Genomic DNA, 19,062 nt, shown 5'->3' with positions numbered 1-19,062 from the left:
ACCTTTAGTCTAACGATTCTAGCTTTAGTTTACCTCACTTTCTCTGCCCAAAAAAGAGAGAGTGTATTTTTTAAGGATGATTGGTTTATATAAGTCAAAACGTTTATACTATAATCAAAAGAACAAAGGAGAGAATCAATGAAATATGAATGGCGTAAACAAGAAAAAGAACTTTATTTACCGAAAGCAAAACCAACAGAAATCACAGTGCCAAAACAAAATTTTTATACGATCACAGGCAAAGGTGACCCGAATAGTGAGCGATTCAGTGAAGAAACAGCAGCGCTTTATGCAATGTCTTACGGTATCCGCATGATGCCGAAAAGAGGAGTCACACCGGAAGGTTATTTTGAATACACAGTATACCCGCTGGAAGGGATTTGGACGATGTCAGATGAAGCTATCGCAGAAGGGAGAAATTTTGACAAAGCAGATCTAGTTTATAAGATCATGATCCGTCAACCGGAATTTGTTACAGAAGAACTGGCATTAAAAAACCTGACGGAAATCTCTGAGAAGAAACCGAATCCGAATAATCGACACGTAAAATTTGAAACGATCGAAGATGGCAGAGCCTTGCAAATGCTGCATGTCGGGCCTTACGATGATGAAGCAAAAACCTTTGAGATCATGGCGAAGTATTGCGAGGAGCATCAGCTGAAAAAAAGAAGACTGGATCATCGGGAAATCTATTTATCTGATCCAAGAAAATCAGCACCAGAAAAAATGAAAACTGTTTTGCGGTATTTTTTAGAGGAATAAACGAATAGATATAAATGCAAATATAGGATCTTATAAGAAACTTAAAAAAACATTGTTACATAAACATTTCTTTTGTGTTACAATTTGGTTGCGGATGAAAAGGAGTGTTTAGTATGAAAAAAACATGGATCGTTGGTTTATCAGTATTATTTTTAGTAGGTTGTTCTGGAGAAAAGCAAGAGGAAACAGAAGCTAGCTCTTCTAGCGTACAAAGTTCGCAAACTACACAACAAAAAAAGATAGAGGAAAAATCATCGAAATCATCGAGTATATCGTCACAAATGAATGAGGCCCTGCCTTTAGATCAGCATTCTGATTCAGCTGTGGCCAATGATTCAAGTGAAAGTGTTACTATTGATAGTTCTGAGGTAAATGAAAGTGTGGATGTGAATGCGGTAACACCTGCACCGCTAAGAGGAACTTGGATGGGGAACAATGATGAAGTAGATATTGAATTCACGATAACAGAGAACACGATTATTTCAAATGGTCAAACGTATGCTGTCACTGATTTCTCTCAGAGTGGAAATACATATACCATTTATTGGGATATTGATAGTGTGGCAAACCCAGGTAATCCACAGCCCTTTATTTATACTTATTCACCAGAGACTGATGAATTAAGTAATAGCATCGTTTTTCATCGTAAATAAACCTGATGTTCTTTACTTGATAGACGATAAATTACAAGAATAAAAATAAACAGCTTGAGAGCTAGTGAAGCTCTCAAGCTGTTTATTTTTATTTTATACTTTCCGGTAAACATGAGCTTCATAATCCGACAGAATCATCTTATGAGCAAGTGGTTTATACTCTGTATTCGTCAATACTTCCTCCCAACCAGCAGTTTCCCAAGAATCAGGAAATGTGACTGTTATTTGGTTTTGGTCCAGTTGAACTAAAATCAACCAGCTTTCCGTTTCTGTCGTACGAGTATAGCTAAAAACAGTTGGATGTTCAGGCAACAGTAAAGTAAATACGCCGTAGATAAGTGCCTCTGTGCTTTTCCGTAAACGGATCAATTGTTGATAATAGTGGAATACACTGTTTGTTTCTACATCTTTTTGCGTTGCATTGATCAGTTGGTGGTTTTGGTTTACCTTCAGCCAAGGTGTCACCGTAGAAAAGCCGCCAAATAGTGACTCATCCCACTGGAAAGGTGTACGGCTATGATCTCTTGACCAATTGATTGCGATATTCAGTGCTTCTTTTGTCGTCTTTCCTTCCGTCAGCAACGTCTGATAAAAATGGATCGTATCAGCTGCATCGATTTCTTCGATAGAGCTGAAAGGGAAATTCGTCATTCCTAGTTCCTGTCCTTGGTAGATGAACGGTGTTCCCTTTAGCAGCAGTAAAACAGTCGCCAGTGCCTTCGCAGCTTCTGGTGAATCATCTCCATAAACGGAAACACTGCGAGGTGTGTCATGATTTTCTAAATACAATGCATTCCAACCATCATCTGCTAAACTTGTTTGCCATTGATTCAGCGAATGCTTCAAATGAAAAATCGAACCTTTTTGACTGCCCAATTCACCTACGCGCTGACAGTGCTCCAATTCAAAAATCATATTGAAATAGCCATGATCTCCTGTCCATTCTGAAGCTTCAGAATGGGGCACTCCGCTAGCTTCACCAACAGTCATCACGTTGTACTCATTGAAAATCGCTCTAAGCTCAGCTAAATAGTTTTCGATACCAGCAACATTCATAAATGGCGCCCACTGGTTATCGGTAATCTTAAAGTCCCAAGCTTCTTTTTGGATGTGGCTGATGGCATCGATTCTAAAGCCATCGATCCCAAGCTCCAACCACCAGCGAATCATTTGGTAGATTTCGTGACGAACTTTAGGATTTGTCCAGTTTAGGTCCGGCTGTTCTTTCGCAAATACATGAAAGTATGCTTGTTTAGTTGTCTCATCATATGTCCAAGTCGAACCGCCAAAAAAGGATTGCCAGTCATTCGGCAGCTGTTCCGGCGTTGCATCGACCCAGTGGTAGTAATCGCGATACGGATTATCCAGTGATTTTTTTGATTCAAGAAACCATGGATGCTGATCACTCGTATGGTTGACAACGAGATCCATGATGATTTTTATGTCTAACTCATGTGCTTCTTTTACTAACGATTGAAAATCTTCCATAGTACCGAAATCTTTATGAATAGCTTGATAATCTGAAATATCATAGCCATTATCTGCATTTGGGGAAGCGTAGATTGGATTGATCCAGATAAAATCGATCCCAAGCTCTTTTAAATAAGGTAATTTTTGGTGAATACCGTTCAAATCACCGATCCCATCGTGATTACTGTCTTTGAAACTACGGGGATAAATTTGATAGCCGACGGAGTTTTTCCACCAAGTGCTTTTCTCAGTCAGTAGTTGACGCTGAATATCGATCGCTGTGTTAGGCATCTAGGTTTCCTCCGAGCGTGACGACAAATGCTTCATAAGGATCAAGCGTTCTGTTTAAAAGACTGTGATACTCTTTGTCTGTATTTGCGATAATGGTTTGTTCTGCATTTATATCCAGTGAAAATGGTTGCTCTTGATCAGAAAAATTGCAGACGATCAGCCAACTTTCTTCTTTGTAATGACGATAATAAGCAAAAATCTCTTCCGTTGTATCTGTGAGCAATTCAAATGTTCCCCACACGATCAACGGATATTTTTTTCTCAAAGTGATCAATTGCTGATAGGTATAAAAAAGAGAGTTCGTATCTTCTAAAGCCTGTGCTACATTGATTTCAGGATAATTTTGGTTGACTGCAAGCCAAGGGGTTCCAGTAGTGAAACCGGCATGTTTACTTGAATCCCACTGCATCGGAGTACGAGCATTATCTCGTCCCTTAGCATTGATGGATAATAGAATGTCTTCTTTTGCGTAGCCTTTTTCCAATCGATCCGCATACATATTTTTACTTTCGATATCTGCTGCTTCTGAAATGTCCGTGATCACACGATTGGTCATGCCGATTTCTTCTCCCTGATAAATATAAGGTGTCCCTTTCAGCATATGGAGTAGAATCGCCAGCATTTTGCCGCTTTGAACGCGATAGTCTCGATCATTGCCCCATCTGGAAACGATACGAGGGAGATCGTGGTTATTCCAAAACAAAGAGTTCCATCCCTGGTTGCCGAGCTCGGTTTGCCATTTGCTGAACACATTTTTTAATTCTGAGATGACAAGCGGACGTAAATCCCATTTGCTTTTGCCGGGCTGTTCATCTAAAGCGACATGCTCAAACTGGAAAACCATCGAGAGTTCATGTCGTTTAGGATCAGAATAAAGCTTAGCGATTTCGGGTGTTGCCCCCCAAGTTTCTCCGACAGTCAACAAGTCCTTTCCGCCGAAGGTTGCGGCATTCATTTCTTGGAGGTAGTCATGTAGTTTAGGACCATTTCCTGTGATTTTTTGATCAGGGATTTTTCCGACCAAATCGATGACATCCATGCGGAAACCACCGATTCCTTTGTCGATCCAAAAATTCATCATATCATAAACTGCTTTGCGGACAGCGGCGTTTTCCCAGTTTAGATCCGGCTGTTTTTTGCTGAAAAGGTGTAAATAATAATCGCCAGTGTGTGTATCTAATTGCCAAGCGGAGCCTAAAAAAGTCGACTCCAGATCATTTGGCGCCTGTCCATCGATCCCTTCTCGCCAGATATAAAAATCGCGGTAAGGATTGTCCTTAGAAGAACGAGATTCGATAAACCATGGATGTTCATCGCTCGTGTGATTGACAACGAGATCCATAATGATTTTTATTCCTCGTTTGTCTGCTTCCTTGATCAGTTGTTCCATATCTGCCATTGTTCCAAACTCTGCCATGATTTGCTCATAATCACTGATGTCGTAGCCATTATCATCGTTTGGTGATTGGTATACTGGGCTAAGCCAGATGGCGCCGATCCCAAGCTTTTCTAAATAATCTAAGCGTTGGATCAATCCTTGTAGATCACCGATCCCGTCACCGTTACTATCTTGGAAGCTGCGAGGATAAACCTGATAAACCACTGTTTCCTGCCACCAAGGAGCGTTTGTTTTGATGTGTCCCATTTTTTTCATTCCTTTCTACTATTTCAAGTGATGAGGCAAAACCGAATGGTGCAAGTTCGATAGTATCTTGGTCTAGCCGTTGTGTTCGGTTGTAAAATAAAATATCTGATTTTTTTACATAAACAGGTTGTTCACCAGTATTGAAAATGCTGCGTAAACGTGTTCCTTCATATTCGTAAGCGAAGTCGATCGTTCCTGTTTGTTCGTCGACCTCAAACCAGCGAAGCTTGCCTTCAGATAGTAAGGTTTGGTGTTCTTTTCTAAATGCAATCAAATGTTTTACGAAGCTGTACATCTCCTGATCTTGTTGCTCTGGTTCCCAGACCATACATTTTCGACAATCGGGATCGGCTCCACCGTCCATTGCATATTCGTCTCCGTAATATAAACAAGGAACTCCTTTTTGTAGATAAGTGAATGCCATGACTTGTTTCATCAAGTTCTTATTGTGTTGAGCGATCGTCAATAAGCGGGGAGTGTCGTGTGAGTCTAATACATTGAACATGATTTGATTTGTCTGTTCTCTATATAGCATCAATTGATGATTCAACTCTGACACAAGCTTGCTTAGAGGGATCGTTTGGTAAACAAAATAAGAGAGAATAGCATCAGTAAAGGCATAATTCATCACAGCGTGGAATTCATCTCCTTGCAGCCAGCGCTGAGAGGAATGCCAAATTTCTCCTAAAATATAAATATCTTCTTTCGCTTCAGTACAAACATCGTGGAATTTTCTCCAGAAACGATGATCTACTTCGTTGGCGACATCTAAACGCCAGGCATCGATATCGAATTCTTCGATCCAGTAACGAGCGATTTTCAATAAATAGTCTTGTACATCTTTGTTTGCTGTATTTAATTTTGGCATATGTGGTGTGAAGGCGAATGTGTCGTAAGTAATATCATCAGAAAATTCAAAATCAGCAGTCGGTGTATATGTCACAGGGAACTTATGGATATGGAACCATTGTGCGTAAGGTGAATCCTCGCCATTTTTGATCACATCTTGCCATTGCGGTGAAAAATCGCCCATATGATTGAACACTGCATCCAGCATCACACGAATACCTCTTTTATGGCACTCTTCTACCAGTGTTTTGAATAATTTTTTGTCACCAAAAGCGGAATCGATTTCAAAATAATCGATCGTATCGTATTTATGATTGCTGCTTGCTTGAAAAATCGGGCAAAAATAAAGCCCGTTGATCCCAAGATCAACAAAATGGTCTAAATGATCTAAAACACCTTGCAGATCTCCGCCAAAAAAATCATCTCTACTAGGAGAAATAGAACTATCCCATGGCAGTGTCCCCTGTGGATCATTGCTGAGATCGCCGTTAGCAAAACGCTCTGGAAAAATTTGATACCAAATGGTTTCCTTGACCCATTGAGGTGCTTTGAAACGATCGGCTTCATGAAAATAAGGTAGTTTAAAATAGTTATTTGCTGTTTTTAATGTTGCTTCTTGATAAGGGAAAAAACCATGATCGCCGTAAAACAGAATGCTTCCATCCATTCCCTCGATTTTAAATGCGTAGCTAAGTCTACGGTGTAAAGCAGATGTTTCGACGATCCAATAATCGTGTGTTGTTGTTGATAAGTATTTTTCCATCGGGATCGTTTGGTTGAACCACTCATGATGGTCCAACTGATAAGGGTCTCCGTTGATCAAGGAGACGTTTTTAACATCTTCACGACCAGTTTTTAAACGGATGTGCATTTTATCTAAGGTATATAGATAGGCAAATTCACTTTCGGGTTGATGATGGATTGCGGCAGTATTCATTTTAGTTGTTCCCTCCTACAGTTAACAAAATACATTTTTCAAAAATCACCCATATTATGCCATATAAGAAAAACGTTTTCAATATATTTTTCGCAAACGATTGCATTTTATTCTTTTAAATTAGACTAACCAAAGAGAAGAGCCTGATTTCGGTGATTTTAGTTAGAAAAAGCATTTTAAACTGATTTTAAGCTAGCTTATTAAAAAGCATTTCGTATCTTATAAATTGTTTTTTCGAATTTTTGCACATTTATACTTGACTTTTTACGCAAACGATTGCATAATGCGAATAGATCAATCATTTAAATAATTCCTGGGAGGAACAAAAAGATGAAAAGAAATACGAAAAAGCTTTTAGCATTAGGTGTGACAATGGCAGCGGCTGCGGTGATGTTGGCAGCATGTGGCGGAGGTTCGTCTGATAAAAAAACTTCTGCAGAAAATGAAAACGCTTCTATAAAGTTGTGGGTGGATGTAGCGTTTGTTGATACGTATAAACCTTTAGTTGAAGAATTTGAAAAAGAACATAAAGACTGGAAAGTGACGATCAAACCAAGCGAATCTGCATCGGCGCAAGAAAACTTGAAAAAAGATCCTAGTGCTGCAGCTGACGTATTTATGATGCCTCATGACCAACTTGGACAAATGGTAGACGCTGGAATTATTTATGCGAATACAAAATATGAAGATAGCGTGAAAGAAAATAGTACTGAAAGTGCAGTAGAAGCTGCAACCTATGATGGTAAATTATACGGATATCCATATGGTGTAGAATCACAAATTTTATATTATAACAAAGCGAAATTGACTGAAGATGATGTGAAAAGCTGGGAAACGCTGACTTCTAAAGGGAAGTTAGGAACCAACTTTGGTGAAGCTGGAGCGAACTACATTTTCACACCGCTGTTTATGTCAAACGGAGATGAATTGTATGGTGCGAATGGTGAAGACATCAATGGAACGAATTTCAACAATGATAAAGGTGTGCAGGTCTTAAAATGGATTCGTGCACAAAAAGATAATCCGGGAGTTGTTCAATCAAATGCAGATGCATTATCAAATATCGGTAATGGAAAAACAGATGCATTCTTGTCAGGTCCATGGTCTAAAAATGATGTAGAAAAAGCTTTAGGCGATAATTTTGCTGTTGCGCCTTACCCAACTGTTGATTTAGGGAATGGCGATGTGCAACAAAAAGCCTTCTTAGGTGTTAAATTATTCGGTGTGAATGCGTCAACTAAGAGCCCCGTTGCAGCAATGGCTTTAGCTGATTTCTTAACAAGTAAAGAAAATCAATTAACAGTATTTGAAAAAAATGGAACTGTGCCGGCGAATAAAGATGCACAGGAAGATGAAAAAGTAAAAGCAGATGATGTAGCAAACGCAGTTATGATGATGAGTGACGCTGATCATTCGGTTGTGATGCCTAAACTGCCTGCGATGGTTTCGTTCTGGGGACCAGTTGAAGCGGTCATCAATGATACGTATAATGACAAAATTTCTGAAGACCAATATTTACCTAAGTTAGACAAGCTTGTGAAAGATACAAGTAAATCAGATAAATAAAAACGATAATTGAGGTTTAGAGTATGGACCGAATATGCAAATGTTCGCTTCATACTCCTCCTCTTTTTAGCCCAAGTTTAGTGAAAAAGAACAGGATGTGAATCACGATGAAGTTAAAACCGAAAGAGGATGATCAGATTAGTTTTAGACAGTTATTCAAAAAAGGGGATAAATCGATCAAATTCTCTTTTATTTTCATGGGAATGGCCAACTTGCTGAATGGTCAAATAGTCAAAGGGCTCCTTTTTTTAGCGTTACAGCTTGGTTTTATCGCTTGGTTGGTGCTGAATGGATTTCATGCGCTCTCAATGCTTCAAACCTTGGGGACAAAATCTCAAGGCTGGGTCATGGATGAGACATTGGGGATCGAAGTGCAGCAACCAGGTGATAACTCGATGCTGCTTCTGTTGTTTGGGATTGCAGCTATTATTCTTATTGTCCTTTTTATTTTTCTTTATTTTGTCAATCTTAGAAGTGCCCGTAAAATATTTGTGCTAAAAGAAGCAAATAAGCCGTTGCCGACGTTAAAAGAAGATTTAAGTAGTTTGCTGAATGAAAAATTTTATGTGACATTGATGAGTATTCCATTGTTAGGTGTGTTGGCATTCACGATTTTACCCTTGCTTTATATGATTTCGATCGCATTTACAAGCTATGATCATAATCATTTGCCACCGAAAAACCTTTTTAGCTGGGTCGGTTTTGCGAACTTCGGGAATGTGATCACAGGAGATATTGCGAGTACCTTCTTCCCGGTTCTGAGCTGGACGTTGATTTGGGCGGTACTGGCTACAGCTACGACTTTTTTCTTCGGGATTTTATTAGCTCTTTTGATCAACGCTAAAGGAGTTAAAGGGAAAAAAGTTTGGCGGACGATTTTTGTGATCACGATGGCTGTGCCTCAGTTTGTGAGTTTGTTACTGATGGCTAATCTATTCAATGGATCAGGACCGGTCAATGCGCTGTTGCAAAACTGGGGGTTGATCGATCAGCCGATTCCGTTTCTAACAGACGGGCTATTAGCGAAAGTCACTGTCATTTTTGTAAATATGTGGGTTGGGATTCCAGTAACGATGCTAGTTGCGACAGGGATCATCACTAATTTGCCTGATGACCAAATCGAAGCTGCTGAAATTGATGGAGCTAATAAATTCCAGATTTTTAAAAACATTACGTTTCCTCAAATTTTATTTGTGATGGCACCAAGCTTGATCCAGCAGTTTATTGGAAATATCAATAACTTCAATGTGATTTTCCTGCTGACTGGCGGACAACCTGCTAATAGCAATTATCATTCAGCGGGGGAAACAGATTTGCTGGTTACGTGGTTGTATAAACTGACAGTCACCGCAGCGGATTATAATTTAGCTTCGGTTATTGGGATCATCATCTTCGTTCTATCAGCGGTCTTCTCCTTGATCGCTTATACACGAAGCAGCTCATTTAAAACAGAAGGGGCGTAACGCATATGAAATCGAAAAAAAGAAAAACGTTGATCGTTCACTACACATTGTTGACGATACTATCGATTGTCTGGATTTTTCCGATCGTTTGGATCGTGTTGACAAGCTTTCGTAGTGAAGGTGGGGCATTTGTAACGTACTTTATTCCAAAGCAATTTACCTTTGAAAATTATAAGATGCTTCTGACGAGCTCGACGTATCCATTTGTACAATGGTTTTTAAATACGCTGTTTGTTGCAGTTTGCAGTTGTATTTTGTCTACGCTGATCACGATTGCGATGGCGTATTCGCTTAGTCGTCTGAGATTTAAAGCGAGAAAACCGTTTTTGAAGCTAGCGCTTGTTTTGAATATGTTTCCAGGATTTATGAGTATGATCGCTGTCTACTATATTTTAAAAGCGATGAATTTGACTGGAAGTTTATTGGCGTTGATTTTAGTCTATTCCTCTGGTGCGGCATTGAGCTTTTATATAGCGAAAGGGTTCTTTGATACGATTCCAATGGCGTTGGATGAATCGGCGATGATCGATGGGGCGAGTAAGTTTGAGATTTTTACTAAGATCACACTTCCGCTAAGTAAACCGATCATTGTTTATACAGCGTTGATGGCATTTATGGCACCATGGATGGATTTCATTTTTGCAAAAATCATTTTGGGTGATAATGTTAATAAGTATACTGTTGCGATCGGCTTGTTTACGATGCAAACGAGAGACAAGATCGATCAATACTTTATGACTTTTACTGCCGGCTGTGTGTTGATCGCTGTACCGATCACGTTACTGTTTATCTTTATGCAAAAGTACTATGTAGAGGGGATAACAAGTGGTTCTGTAAAAGGGTAGTGAGAGAGGCTGAGACAAAAGTGTTTAGCTCAGAGAACCAAGTAGATACTGTACCACATCAACTCGTTTCTCGTTGTGTTTTACAGCAATTTCAGCTTATTTCCGAAGCCTTCAACTCTTAGTGCTTTAGTGCTTAGAAGTTGATGTGATCGAAGCGTAGCGTAGTAAGTGCTTTTTTCTCGCCGTTTATTCGGTTTTAGAGAGCGAAACAAAACTAATTTTTAGTTTTGTCCCGCTCTTATTTTGTTACCGTCGTTCTGTTAAAAAAGATTGTCTGCCTTCAACTATATTAGTGATTTCCATCGCTAATTGTTCTCTAGTGATGGGATCATAGTCTCTTACGAAGTGCTTAAAGATAGGCAACTTCTTGAAGCATAAGATGGCTTTACCGCCAATGACAGAAGTTGGGCGTTGTTTATCCATGATCAGGCTAGGATAAACAATCGTATATGGAAAATGCTGCTCGTGAATCACCTGTTCTGCCTTACGTTTTGCTGACATATATTTTTTTAGTGGAAATGGTGCAGCATTAGCAGATAGGAATAAAAATTTCGCTGGTTGTAGTTGCGCAGTTAAAAAAGTTGACATTCGCTGAACGGGTTCAACGATAAAGCGCTCGTAAGTAATACCTTTATTTGGTTTTTCCGTAAGTATGCCGATAGCATCGATCACCCAGTCTGCATGGATGAGCGCTGATTGCCACGCAGTGTCGTTTAAAATATCGGAATGTATCCAATGTACATAATTCGTCCATTCCTCTGTAAGGGTGTCGGGGCGTCCATGACGGGAAATGCTCGTTACAGTATGCTTGTGTTGGATGAGTTTTTTGCATAATGCGGTTCCGATGAAGCCGCTGCCGCCGAAAATAACGATATTCATTAAAATCACTGCTTTCTTCTTTTCACAAGTGTAACGTATGAACGCATTTTTATACAAAAAAAGAGATCAGCATAAAACGATATTTTTGTTTTATGCTAACTTCAAAATACTGGATACAGATGTTTTTAATTCTTTTGATCGACTGTAACAGCTACGCCAAAGTGATCGCTGATGATCGGCGTTTGTTTACCATCGAATAAAATTTGATAATGGTCGATCGACAATTCTGGTGAAGTGAAAATGTAGTCGATTCTAAGTTTTTCTTGGTTTTCGCCCCAGCCGTCGATTGCTTTTTCTACGGTAAATTCACCTGTTCTTTTTTTGGCGGATAAAAAGCTATCCTGTAAGTGTAAACTACTATTGCATACAAGTTCATAACCAGTTTCTGCGGCAGAAGCAGGATTGTTGAAGTCGCCCATGATTATCAATGGTGAAGGACAGTGCTTTAAAATGGCTTCTGTTTGCTGCCATTCATACGCGAAGCCGCCTGTTTCTGTCCACCAAGAATAGTGGCAGCTTGCTGCGGTGACCGGCAGTTCGCCAACGGATGTCTGACCGAGCAGCACAACTCTTCTTCGGTAATCGGCTGGATTTTGTTCTTTTGAGACAAGTGCTGCCTCTGGTTTGATCGGCTGCTTTGATAATAGTGCAACGCCTTCATGGTAGAGATCGTAACCGATATGGTTGTAAGCCCAGCTCCAATGGTAGGTGGCATGTTGTTCTGCTAATTGTTGAACCAGTAGATAAGCAAAATTATCTTCGTGGACAGCAAATTGATCATTCGTAGGGTGGAAATTAGGGGGATCGATAACCTGTTGGCTGTCGATCCGTTGGTTGACTTCCTGCAAAGCGATCAAATCATAGTCGTCTTCTAAAATTTGCTTTACGAGTTGTTGTAATTTTTCTAGAGGGCGTTCTTCCATCCAGCTGTGTGTGTTTAACGTCAATACTTTCATTGTCTACCTCTTTCTATAGAAAGAGACTGAGACATAACTCTACGAGTTACGATCCAGTCCCTTTAAAAACGAATAAACGGTGGAAACAGAAGTAATTTCTTCTTATTTCTAGGAGTTGAACACTTCTGGTCCAACCTCTTGGTGATGTCGTTAGATCGCTAATTTTCCAATGGGTGTTCCAGGTGCTTGTTTTCCTTTTTTGTCTAATGTGAATTGTTTGATTTTTTCGCCGTTCGTGAAGACAACGATCATCGTCGTTTGTTTGCCGGCTGCTTCGATTTTGGCTAAATCAGCAGTAGCGATAACATCTCCTGCAGTTACTTTTTGTCCTTCTGTGACAGAAATCGTAAAGGCAGAATCCTTCATTTCCACTGTATCTAATCCCATGTGGACAAGAACTTCGATCCCTTCGTTTGTTTGGATCCCTAAAGCATGTTTTGATGGGAAAATACTGCTGATCACACCATCTATCGGTGCATAGATCGTGCTATTTTCCGGGATGACAGCAAAGCCGTCGCCCATCATTTTTTGTGAGAAAACAGGATCATCTACTTCGTCAATTGCGATCACAGTTCCGTCAGCGACTGGAACCAGTGTTTTGGTGATACCAAGATAATTTGTAGTATCTGCAGCATCCGTTGATGTTTCGGTTTGTGTTTGTTGAATTGAAGGAATCACAGCACCGGAATCTAGTAAGTCTTGGATATCTGATTTTAGCACATCCGCTTTAGGTCCGTAAACTGCCTGTACACCGTTATCTTTGACGATCAATCCCATAGCTCCCGCTTTTTTCCATGACTCTTCATTTCCGACCTTGTCTTTATCGTGTACGCTGACCCGTAAGCGAGTCATACAAGCATCGACATCGACGATGTTTTCTTTTCCGCCGAGTAGATGGATCACCTCGATGATTTGAGGGTCGATTCCATCGATCGTTGTTGCTCCGCTTGTAGCTGCTGAATCGCTTGAAGTATCGTTACTATCATAGTTTCCGTTTCTGCCAGGAGTAGCAAAATTGAATTTTTTGATCATAAAGTTTGCGATGAAATAGGTCAATACACCAAATCCGATCGTGCAAAGAACGAAATTAAGTAAATCCATTCCGAGGCCAGCTTTGAGTGCAAGTGGTGTTCGTGTCAATAGTTCGATATTTCCAAAAGAGTGAACACGTAGCGAAACAATATCTGCCATCGCGAAAGCAGCCCCTTGAATAACTGCATATACAACATAAAGTGGTACGGCAGCGAACATAAACATAAATTCTAATGGCTCAGTTACCCCTGTTAAAAAGACAGCCAATGCTGCAGAAAGGTACATTGATTTGTAATTTGAGCGCTTGTCAGGATCGACATTACGATACATTGCGACAGTCATGCCCATTAAGATACCTGAAGCACCGATCATTTGTCCTACTTTGAAGCGGGCAGGAGTCCAGTTGTTTAGAACGAAATCATATTGAGACATATCGCCGGCGCCTTTCAAGTTGACCAAATCAGTTGCCCAAGCTAGCCATAATGGATCTTGTCCAAATACTTGCGTTCCTGCTTGTGCACCGGAAAGGATTTCATATGTTCCACCTAATTGTGTATAGTTGATCGGGATCGTCAACATGTGATGAAGTCCAAATGGTAAAAGAAGACGCTCTAGTGTTCCGTATAAGAACGGTGCTAGGATCGGAGCGGTATCTTGTGATTGTGCGATCCATAAACCAAAGTTATTGATTCCAGCCTGGATAGATGGCCAAATAATTGCTAAAAGGATGGAAACGATCGTTGACCATAGGATAACAACGAATGGGACAAAGCGTTTTCCGTTGAAAAATGACAAAGCATCAGGCAATTTCCGGAAGTTGTAGTATTTATTAAAGGCCATAGCACCAACAAAACCAGCAATGATCCCGACGAACACTCCCATATTCAAAGCAGGTGCCTCTAAGACACTGGTGAAGAACCCTTTGACCATGATCTTAGTACCAAATAAAGTATGAGTGAATGCTTTATCGTCCGCTAGCATCTCACTTGTGACACCGAAAATCGAACCAGTGATCCGATTGATCAAGATGAACGAAAGCCCGGCAGCAAATGCTCCGCCAGCCCGTTCTTTTGCCCAACTTCCGCCGATCGCTAATGCGAACAGTAAATGAAGATTGCCGATAACAGCCCAACCGATATTTTCGATCACGCCTCCTGTTGTTGCTAAAGCAGTCCAGTCAGGATTGATCAGCGGGATTGTTTTACCGATACTGATCATCAAACCGGCGGCGGGCATCACAGCAATAACGACCATCAGCGCTTTCCCGAATTTTTGCCAAAACTCAAAACTTAGTAACTTTTTCATTCTTTTTCTCCCCTTTGCAATTTTTACGCAATCGTTTTCGTTGATATCAGTATAAAATAGTTTTTTATTTTTGTAAACCCCGAAGTGGAATCTAAATTCTATGAACAAGTTATAATCAGTATAAATCAATAAAAAGAGCATAGTAAGGAGAAAAGTAGATAAGTTTATGAATAAATAATTGACAATGCAATCGGTTGCGTTTATTATGGTGTTAAGAAATGAAACGAGTTTAGGAGGAAATCAAAATGAATCATCTATTTGAAATAGATCCATGGAAAATTTCAACACACCAATTAGAACGTGACGAACGCCGTTTGCAGGAGTCTCTTACATCTATAGGAAACGGTTATATGGGGATGCGTGGGAATTTTGAAGAGCGCTATACGGGTGATTATCATCAAGGAACCTATCTAGCTGGTGTTTGGTATCCAGATAAAACGAGAGTCGGCTGGTGGAAAAATGGCTATCCAGATTACTTTGGTAAAGTGATCAATGCAATGGATTTTATCGCACTGGATATTTTTGTAAATGGGGAAGCTATAGATTTAGGTGTACAAGAACCTAAGGATTTTTACCTAGAATTAGATATGCATAATGGTTTATTGACAAGAACATTTATTTTAGAAAGTGACAAGGCAACAGTGAAATTCCGTTTTGAGCGCTTTTTAAGTATCGTTCAACAAGAATTAGCTGTTATTCGAGTAACGGCTGAGGTTCTTAAAGGAAGTGCAGATATTCAAATCCTTTCAAAAATCGATGGTGATGTTCGTAATGAAGATAGCAACTATGATGAAATGTTTTGGGAAGCTCGTGGCACTGGATTCACTGATGAAATCGGTTTTTTGACAACGCGCACGATTCCTAATGCTTTTGGCATTGAACAGTTTGCTGTGACAGGTGCTATGAAGCATAACACAACGATGAATACTGATGGTTCAGAAGCAGAAGCGTTGAAAATACAACAGATTTTCCAAAAGCAGCTATCAGAAAGCGAATCACTTGTGCTGGAAAAACAAGTCATTGTCCTGACAAGTCGTGATATTCCAGAAGAACAACAACAAGAAAAAGCAGTTCAGTTATTACAAGAAAGTTCAAAACGATTTGAGGAGCTTCTTCAAGAACAAAATGAAGCATGGCAAGAGCGTTGGGCTTTAGCGGATGTGACGATCGAAGGAGATGAAGCTGCACAACAAGGCATTCGGTTTAATTTATTCCAGTTATTTACGACATATTATGGTGAAGATGAACGCTTGAATATTGGACCAAAAGGCTTTACGGGAGAAAAATATGGCGGTGCTACTTATTGGGATACGGAAGCTTATGCTGTACCATTATACCTTGCATTGGCAAAACCAGAAGTAACAAAAAATCTGTTGAAATACCGCTATAATCAATTAGAACAAGCCAAGCATAATGCTCGCCAACAAGGGTTGGCAGGTGCTTTATATCCAATGGTGACTTTTACTGGAGTAGAGTGTCATAACGAGTGGGAAATCACATTTGAAGAGATTCACAGAAATGGTGCGATCGCCTATGCTATTTACAATTATGTGAACTATACAGGTGATAGTGACTATCTAAAAAATGAAGGCTTACAAGTTTTAACAGAAATCGCACGTTTCTGGGCAGATCGTGTACATTACTCAAAACGTAAAGGGAAATACATGATTCATGGTGTCACAGGACCAAATGAATATGAAAATAACGTCAACAATAATTGGTATACAAATACTATCGCAACTTGGGTATTGCAGTATACTTTAGAAAATTATCTTAACTATCAAACAGAAACAACCGTAGAAATATCAGCTGAAGAACAAGCTTCATGGCAGGATATCATTGAGCATATGTATTATCCGTTTGATGAAGAATTGGGTGTTTTTGTCCAGCATGATACATTTTTAGATAAGGATTTGATGCCAAGCAGCGATCTTTCACCAGAAAATCTGCCGTTAAATCAAAAATGGTCTTGGGATCGAATTTTACGTTCTTGCTTCATTAAGCAAGCAGATGTATTGCAAGGCATCTATTTCTTTGGCGAACGCTTTACCCAAGCTGAGAAGGAACGTAATTTCTTATTCTATGAGCCGATGACTGTTCATGAATCATCATTGTCACCAAGTATTCATGCTGTTTTGGCAGCAGAGCTTGGGATGGAAGAAAAAGCGGTGGAAATGTATCAGCGAACAGCACGCTTAGATTTAGATAATTATAATAATGATACAGAAGATGGTTTGCACATTACGTCCATGACAGGTAGCTGGTTGGCAATCGTTCAAGGGTTTGCTCAAATGAAAACAGCGAATGAGGCATTGAGTTTCGCGCCGTTTTTACCACAGAGTTGGACAAGCTATGCGTTTCATGTGAATTATCGCGGACGCTTGTTATATGTAGCAGTTGATCAAAATGAGGTTCGTTTAACATTAGTTTCCGGAGATAAATTATCACTTAAACTATACGGAAACCAAGTAAGTTTAGAAGATGAAGTAGTTGTTAAGGTGGAAAAGGTGGCAGAACATGTTTAAAGGTGTGTTGTTTGATTTAGATGGAGTGTTGACAGATACAGCGGAGTATCATTATCAAGCTTGGAAACAGTTGGGCAAAGAGATCGGTATTACTATTGACCGCGCGTTCAATGAGGAGTTAAAAGGTGTCAGTCGAGAAGATTCTTTAAAATTGATGCTGGCTCACGGCGGACGGAGTGATGTGTATACTCCAGAGCAGTTTGCTGAACTGGCGCAGCGGAAAAATGAATACTATGTAGAAATGATTCAAAATGTGAGTCCGACAGATGTTTATCCAGGCATTTTAGAGTTATTGAAACAATTGAAGGAGCAAAATTTTAAAATTTCTTTGGCTTCTGCTAGTAAAAATGGCCCCTTCTTGCTAGAAAAAATGGCCTTACTTCCTTATTTTGATGGGATCGCTGATCCGGCTAAAGTAAAAAAAGGAAAGCCGGACCCCGAGATTTTTCAACTGGCTGCAAGTGAAGTTGGCTTAACTGCACAAGAATGCCTTGGAATCGAAGATGCTAAAGCGGGGATCCAAGCGATCGTGGCAAGCGGTGCGGTACCTGTTGGGATAGGTCGTGAAGAAGATTTAGGACAGGATATTGCATTAGTTTCTTCAACGGAAGGGTTGACGCTGGCGTATTTGACAAGTGTTTGGCAGACAGAAAGAAAAGAGAAGTAAGTCCTTAGGTCAAGGAATTTGTACAGTCTTAAAATGACGATAGCAACGAGCTGCTGATATGTGGTATTATTTTCTACGATGGCATGATTTGTTCTTAAAAACATGAACCTGGAAAGGAGTGAAGCCGATGACGATTACTGTGAAAGATGTTGCGAAGAAAGCTGGAGTAGCAACTTCCACTGTATCAAGGGTAATCAATGATCACCCCAGTATTTCTGACGCGACCAAGAAAAAGGTCTTTAAAGTGATGGAAGAAATGGGATATGTTCCGAATATTGCTGCACGTAATCTTGGTAAAAGATCTTCGGGTGCAGTAGGTGTGATTTTGCCACCCTTAGATTCGCGTGAACGGATGGGCAATCCATTTTATCTAGAAATCATTGAATCGATCAACGCTGAAGCCCGTAAACATGATATGACGACGGCGATTGCAACGGCTCAGTCTTTTGATACCTTGTTAGAAAATGTTCAGCTGATGCATCGTCAAAAGCAGGTAGACGGATTTATCTTGCTCTATTCAGATAAGGATGATCCAGTGATCGATTACTTAGTTGAAAATCACGTGCCATTCTCTTTGATCGGACAACCGTACACAAACGAAGAGAAAGTTATTTATGTAGATAATGATAATCAGCTTTTAGGAAAACATGCAACGGATTTTTTGATCGAAAATGGACATAAGAATATTCTGTTTATCACTAATACAACGCACGAAAATATTTATTATGAACGTTACTTTGGTTATCAAAAAGCAATGATGGTTGCAGGTTTGACAATGTTTCCTTCGGTGGATATGGAAAGTCCGGAAGCGTATGTTGCATTTGAGGACTTGCTAAAAGAAACGAAAGCAACAGCCGCAGTTGTGATCGATGATATTTTTGCAATGCGGATGATCCAGTTGGCTCAGATGTATGGATATCGCGTCCCGGATGACTTTTCCGTGATCAGTTTCAATAACTCGATTTATTCGACATTGGTCCATCCTTATCTAACGAGTATCGATATCGATATTGCTGAGCTAGGCAAAATGGGTATGCAAAAGCTGATCGATACACTGCAGCAAAAAGAACCGACAGGAGTACGATTAGTGATCCCTCATCAGTTGATCAAGCGGGAGACGGTGCTTGATTTGAATGGCATATAATATAAACTGCGAATGAACATTTTTAGATGTTTGTTCGCAGTTTTTTTTGTATGGAACTCGATTGTGTATTTAT

14 protein-coding genes are annotated in these 19,062 nt (G+C 39.9%); 8 read left to right on the top strand and 6 right to left on the bottom strand.

From position 1 onward, the window contains the following. Positions 1 to 138: 138 nt before the first annotated feature. On the top strand, positions 139 to 762 hold the full coding sequence (locus A5889_RS08105) for a GyrI-like domain-containing protein (RefSeq protein WP_087640604.1): 624 nt from the start codon (positions 139 to 141) through the stop codon (positions 760 to 762). Between the two features lie 113 nt (positions 763 to 875). Then, entirely contained in the window at positions 876 to 1,415 is a 540-nt protein-coding gene (locus A5889_RS08100) for a hypothetical protein (protein WP_087640605.1), read from the top strand. Between the two features lie 93 nt (positions 1,416 to 1,508). Here the strand turns inward: A5889_RS08100 and A5889_RS08095 are convergent, their stop codons facing one another. The 3 genes from A5889_RS08095 to A5889_RS08085 are packed head-to-tail and all read right to left on the bottom strand — an operon-like array spanning position 1,509 to position 6,607. Next, entirely contained in the window at positions 1,509 to 3,176 is a 1,668-nt protein-coding gene (locus A5889_RS08095) for an alpha-glucosidase (RefSeq protein ID WP_087640606.1), read from the bottom strand. After that, on the bottom strand, positions 3,169 to 4,821 hold the full coding sequence (locus A5889_RS08090; protein ID WP_087640607.1) for a glycoside hydrolase family 13 protein: 1,653 nt from the start codon (positions 4,819 to 4,821) through the stop codon (positions 3,169 to 3,171). Before A5889_RS08090 ends, A5889_RS08095 begins: the two co-directional genes overlap by 8 nt. Further along, positions 4,742 to 6,607, bottom strand: a complete 1,866-nt coding sequence (locus A5889_RS08085) for a glycoside hydrolase family 13 protein (RefSeq protein ID WP_087640608.1) — start codon at positions 6,605 to 6,607, stop codon at positions 4,742 to 4,744. Before A5889_RS08085 ends, A5889_RS08090 begins: the two co-directional genes overlap by 80 nt. Before the next feature lie 330 nt (positions 6,608 to 6,937). Between A5889_RS08085 and A5889_RS08080 the strand changes: the two genes are divergently transcribed. The 3 genes from A5889_RS08080 (at position 6,938) to A5889_RS08070 (ending at position 10,481) form a co-directional block, all read left to right on the top strand. After that, positions 6,938 to 8,173 carry an extracellular solute-binding protein gene (locus A5889_RS08080; RefSeq protein ID WP_087640609.1) on the top strand — a complete coding sequence of 412 codons (1,236 nt, stop codon included), beginning with the start codon at positions 6,938 to 6,940 and terminating at the stop codon, positions 8,171 to 8,173. 107 nt (positions 8,174 to 8,280) lie between these two features. Beyond that, a complete protein-coding gene (locus tag A5889_RS08075; protein WP_087640610.1) occupies positions 8,281 to 9,636 on the top strand; it encodes a carbohydrate ABC transporter permease in 1,356 nt (451 codons plus the stop codon). Positions 9,637 to 9,641: 5 nt separating this feature from the next. After that, positions 9,642 to 10,481 carry a sugar ABC transporter permease gene (locus tag A5889_RS08070; RefSeq protein ID WP_087640611.1) on the top strand — a complete coding sequence of 280 codons (840 nt, stop codon included), beginning with the start codon at positions 9,642 to 9,644 and terminating at the stop codon, positions 10,479 to 10,481. 246 nt (positions 10,482 to 10,727) lie between these two features. On the opposite strand, the gene A5889_RS08065 is transcribed toward A5889_RS08070, so the two are convergent. The 3 genes from A5889_RS08065 to A5889_RS08055 all read right to left on the bottom strand — a co-directional run bounded on the left by A5889_RS08065 (position 10,728) and on the right by A5889_RS08055 (position 14,653). After that, entirely contained in the window at positions 10,728 to 11,360 is a 633-nt protein-coding gene (locus A5889_RS08065; protein WP_087641522.1) for an SDR family oxidoreductase, read from the bottom strand. Between the two features lie 125 nt (positions 11,361 to 11,485). Beyond that, entirely contained in the window at positions 11,486 to 12,316 is an 831-nt protein-coding gene (locus A5889_RS08060) for an endonuclease/exonuclease/phosphatase family protein (protein WP_087640612.1), read from the bottom strand. 150 nt (positions 12,317 to 12,466) lie between these two features. Next, positions 12,467 to 14,653, bottom strand: coding sequence for a PTS transporter subunit IIBC (locus A5889_RS08055; RefSeq protein WP_087640613.1), 2,187 nt, complete (start codon positions 14,651 to 14,653; stop codon positions 12,467 to 12,469). Positions 14,654 to 14,898: 245 nt separating this feature from the next. On the opposite strand from A5889_RS08055, the gene A5889_RS08050 reads away from it, so the two are divergent. The 3 genes from A5889_RS08050 to A5889_RS08040 all read left to right on the top strand — a co-directional run bounded on the left by A5889_RS08050 (position 14,899) and on the right by A5889_RS08040 (position 18,989). Further along, positions 14,899 to 17,178, top strand: coding sequence for a glycoside hydrolase family 65 protein (locus A5889_RS08050; RefSeq protein WP_087640614.1), 2,280 nt, complete (start codon positions 14,899 to 14,901; stop codon positions 17,176 to 17,178). After that, positions 17,171 to 17,845, top strand: coding sequence for a beta-phosphoglucomutase (gene pgmB, locus A5889_RS08045; protein ID WP_087640615.1), 675 nt, complete (start codon positions 17,171 to 17,173; stop codon positions 17,843 to 17,845). Before A5889_RS08050 ends, pgmB begins: the two co-directional genes overlap by 8 nt. A gap of 127 nt (positions 17,846 to 17,972) precedes the next feature. Further along, positions 17,973 to 18,989 carry a LacI family DNA-binding transcriptional regulator gene (locus A5889_RS08040; RefSeq protein ID WP_087640616.1) on the top strand — a complete coding sequence of 339 codons (1,017 nt, stop codon included), beginning with the start codon at positions 17,973 to 17,975 and terminating at the stop codon, positions 18,987 to 18,989. Positions 18,990 to 19,062 lie beyond the last annotated feature (73 nt).

It is taken from the genome of Enterococcus sp. 9D6_DIV0238 (assembly GCF_002174455.2).
GTDB classification, from domain to species: domain Bacteria; phylum Bacillota; class Bacilli; order Lactobacillales; family Enterococcaceae; genus Enterococcus_L; species Enterococcus_L dunnyi.
This window is presented reverse-complemented; position numbering and strand designations above follow the sequence as displayed.

Excerpts from the sequence above, each read along its gene's own strand:
- A5889_RS08105 (WP_087640604.1), top strand. The coding sequence starts at position 139 with ATGAAATATGAATGGCGTAAACAAGAAAAAGAACTTTATTTACCGAAA.
- A5889_RS08100 (WP_087640605.1), top strand. The coding sequence starts at position 876 with ATGAAAAAAACATGGATCGTTGGTTTATCAGTATTATTTTTAGTAGGT.
- A5889_RS08095 (WP_087640606.1), bottom strand. The coding sequence starts at position 3,176 with ATGCCTAACACAGCGATCGATATTCAGCGTCAACTACTGACTGAGAAA.
- A5889_RS08090 (WP_087640607.1), bottom strand. The coding sequence starts at position 4,821 with ATGGGACACATCAAAACAAACGCTCCTTGGTGGCAGGAAACAGTGGTT.
- A5889_RS08085 (WP_087640608.1), bottom strand. The coding sequence starts at position 6,607 with ATGAATACTGCCGCAATCCATCATCAACCCGAAAGTGAATTTGCCTAT.
- A5889_RS08080 (WP_087640609.1), top strand. The coding sequence starts at position 6,938 with ATGAAAAGAAATACGAAAAAGCTTTTAGCATTAGGTGTGACAATGGCA.
- A5889_RS08075 (WP_087640610.1), top strand. The coding sequence starts at position 8,281 with ATGAAGTTAAAACCGAAAGAGGATGATCAGATTAGTTTTAGACAGTTA.
- A5889_RS08070 (WP_087640611.1), top strand. The coding sequence starts at position 9,642 with ATGAAATCGAAAAAAAGAAAAACGTTGATCGTTCACTACACATTGTTG.
- A5889_RS08065 (WP_087641522.1), bottom strand. The coding sequence starts at position 11,360 with ATGAATATCGTTATTTTCGGCGGCAGCGGCTTCATCGGAACCGCATTA.
- A5889_RS08060 (WP_087640612.1), bottom strand. The coding sequence starts at position 12,316 with ATGAAAGTATTGACGTTAAACACACACAGCTGGATGGAAGAACGCCCT.
- A5889_RS08055 (WP_087640613.1), bottom strand. The coding sequence starts at position 14,653 with ATGAAAAAGTTACTAAGTTTTGAGTTTTGGCAAAAATTCGGGAAAGCG.
- A5889_RS08050 (WP_087640614.1), top strand. The coding sequence starts at position 14,899 with ATGAATCATCTATTTGAAATAGATCCATGGAAAATTTCAACACACCAA.
- pgmB (WP_087640615.1), top strand. The coding sequence starts at position 17,171 with ATGTTTAAAGGTGTGTTGTTTGATTTAGATGGAGTGTTGACAGATACA.
- A5889_RS08040 (WP_087640616.1), top strand. The coding sequence starts at position 17,973 with ATGACGATTACTGTGAAAGATGTTGCGAAGAAAGCTGGAGTAGCAACT.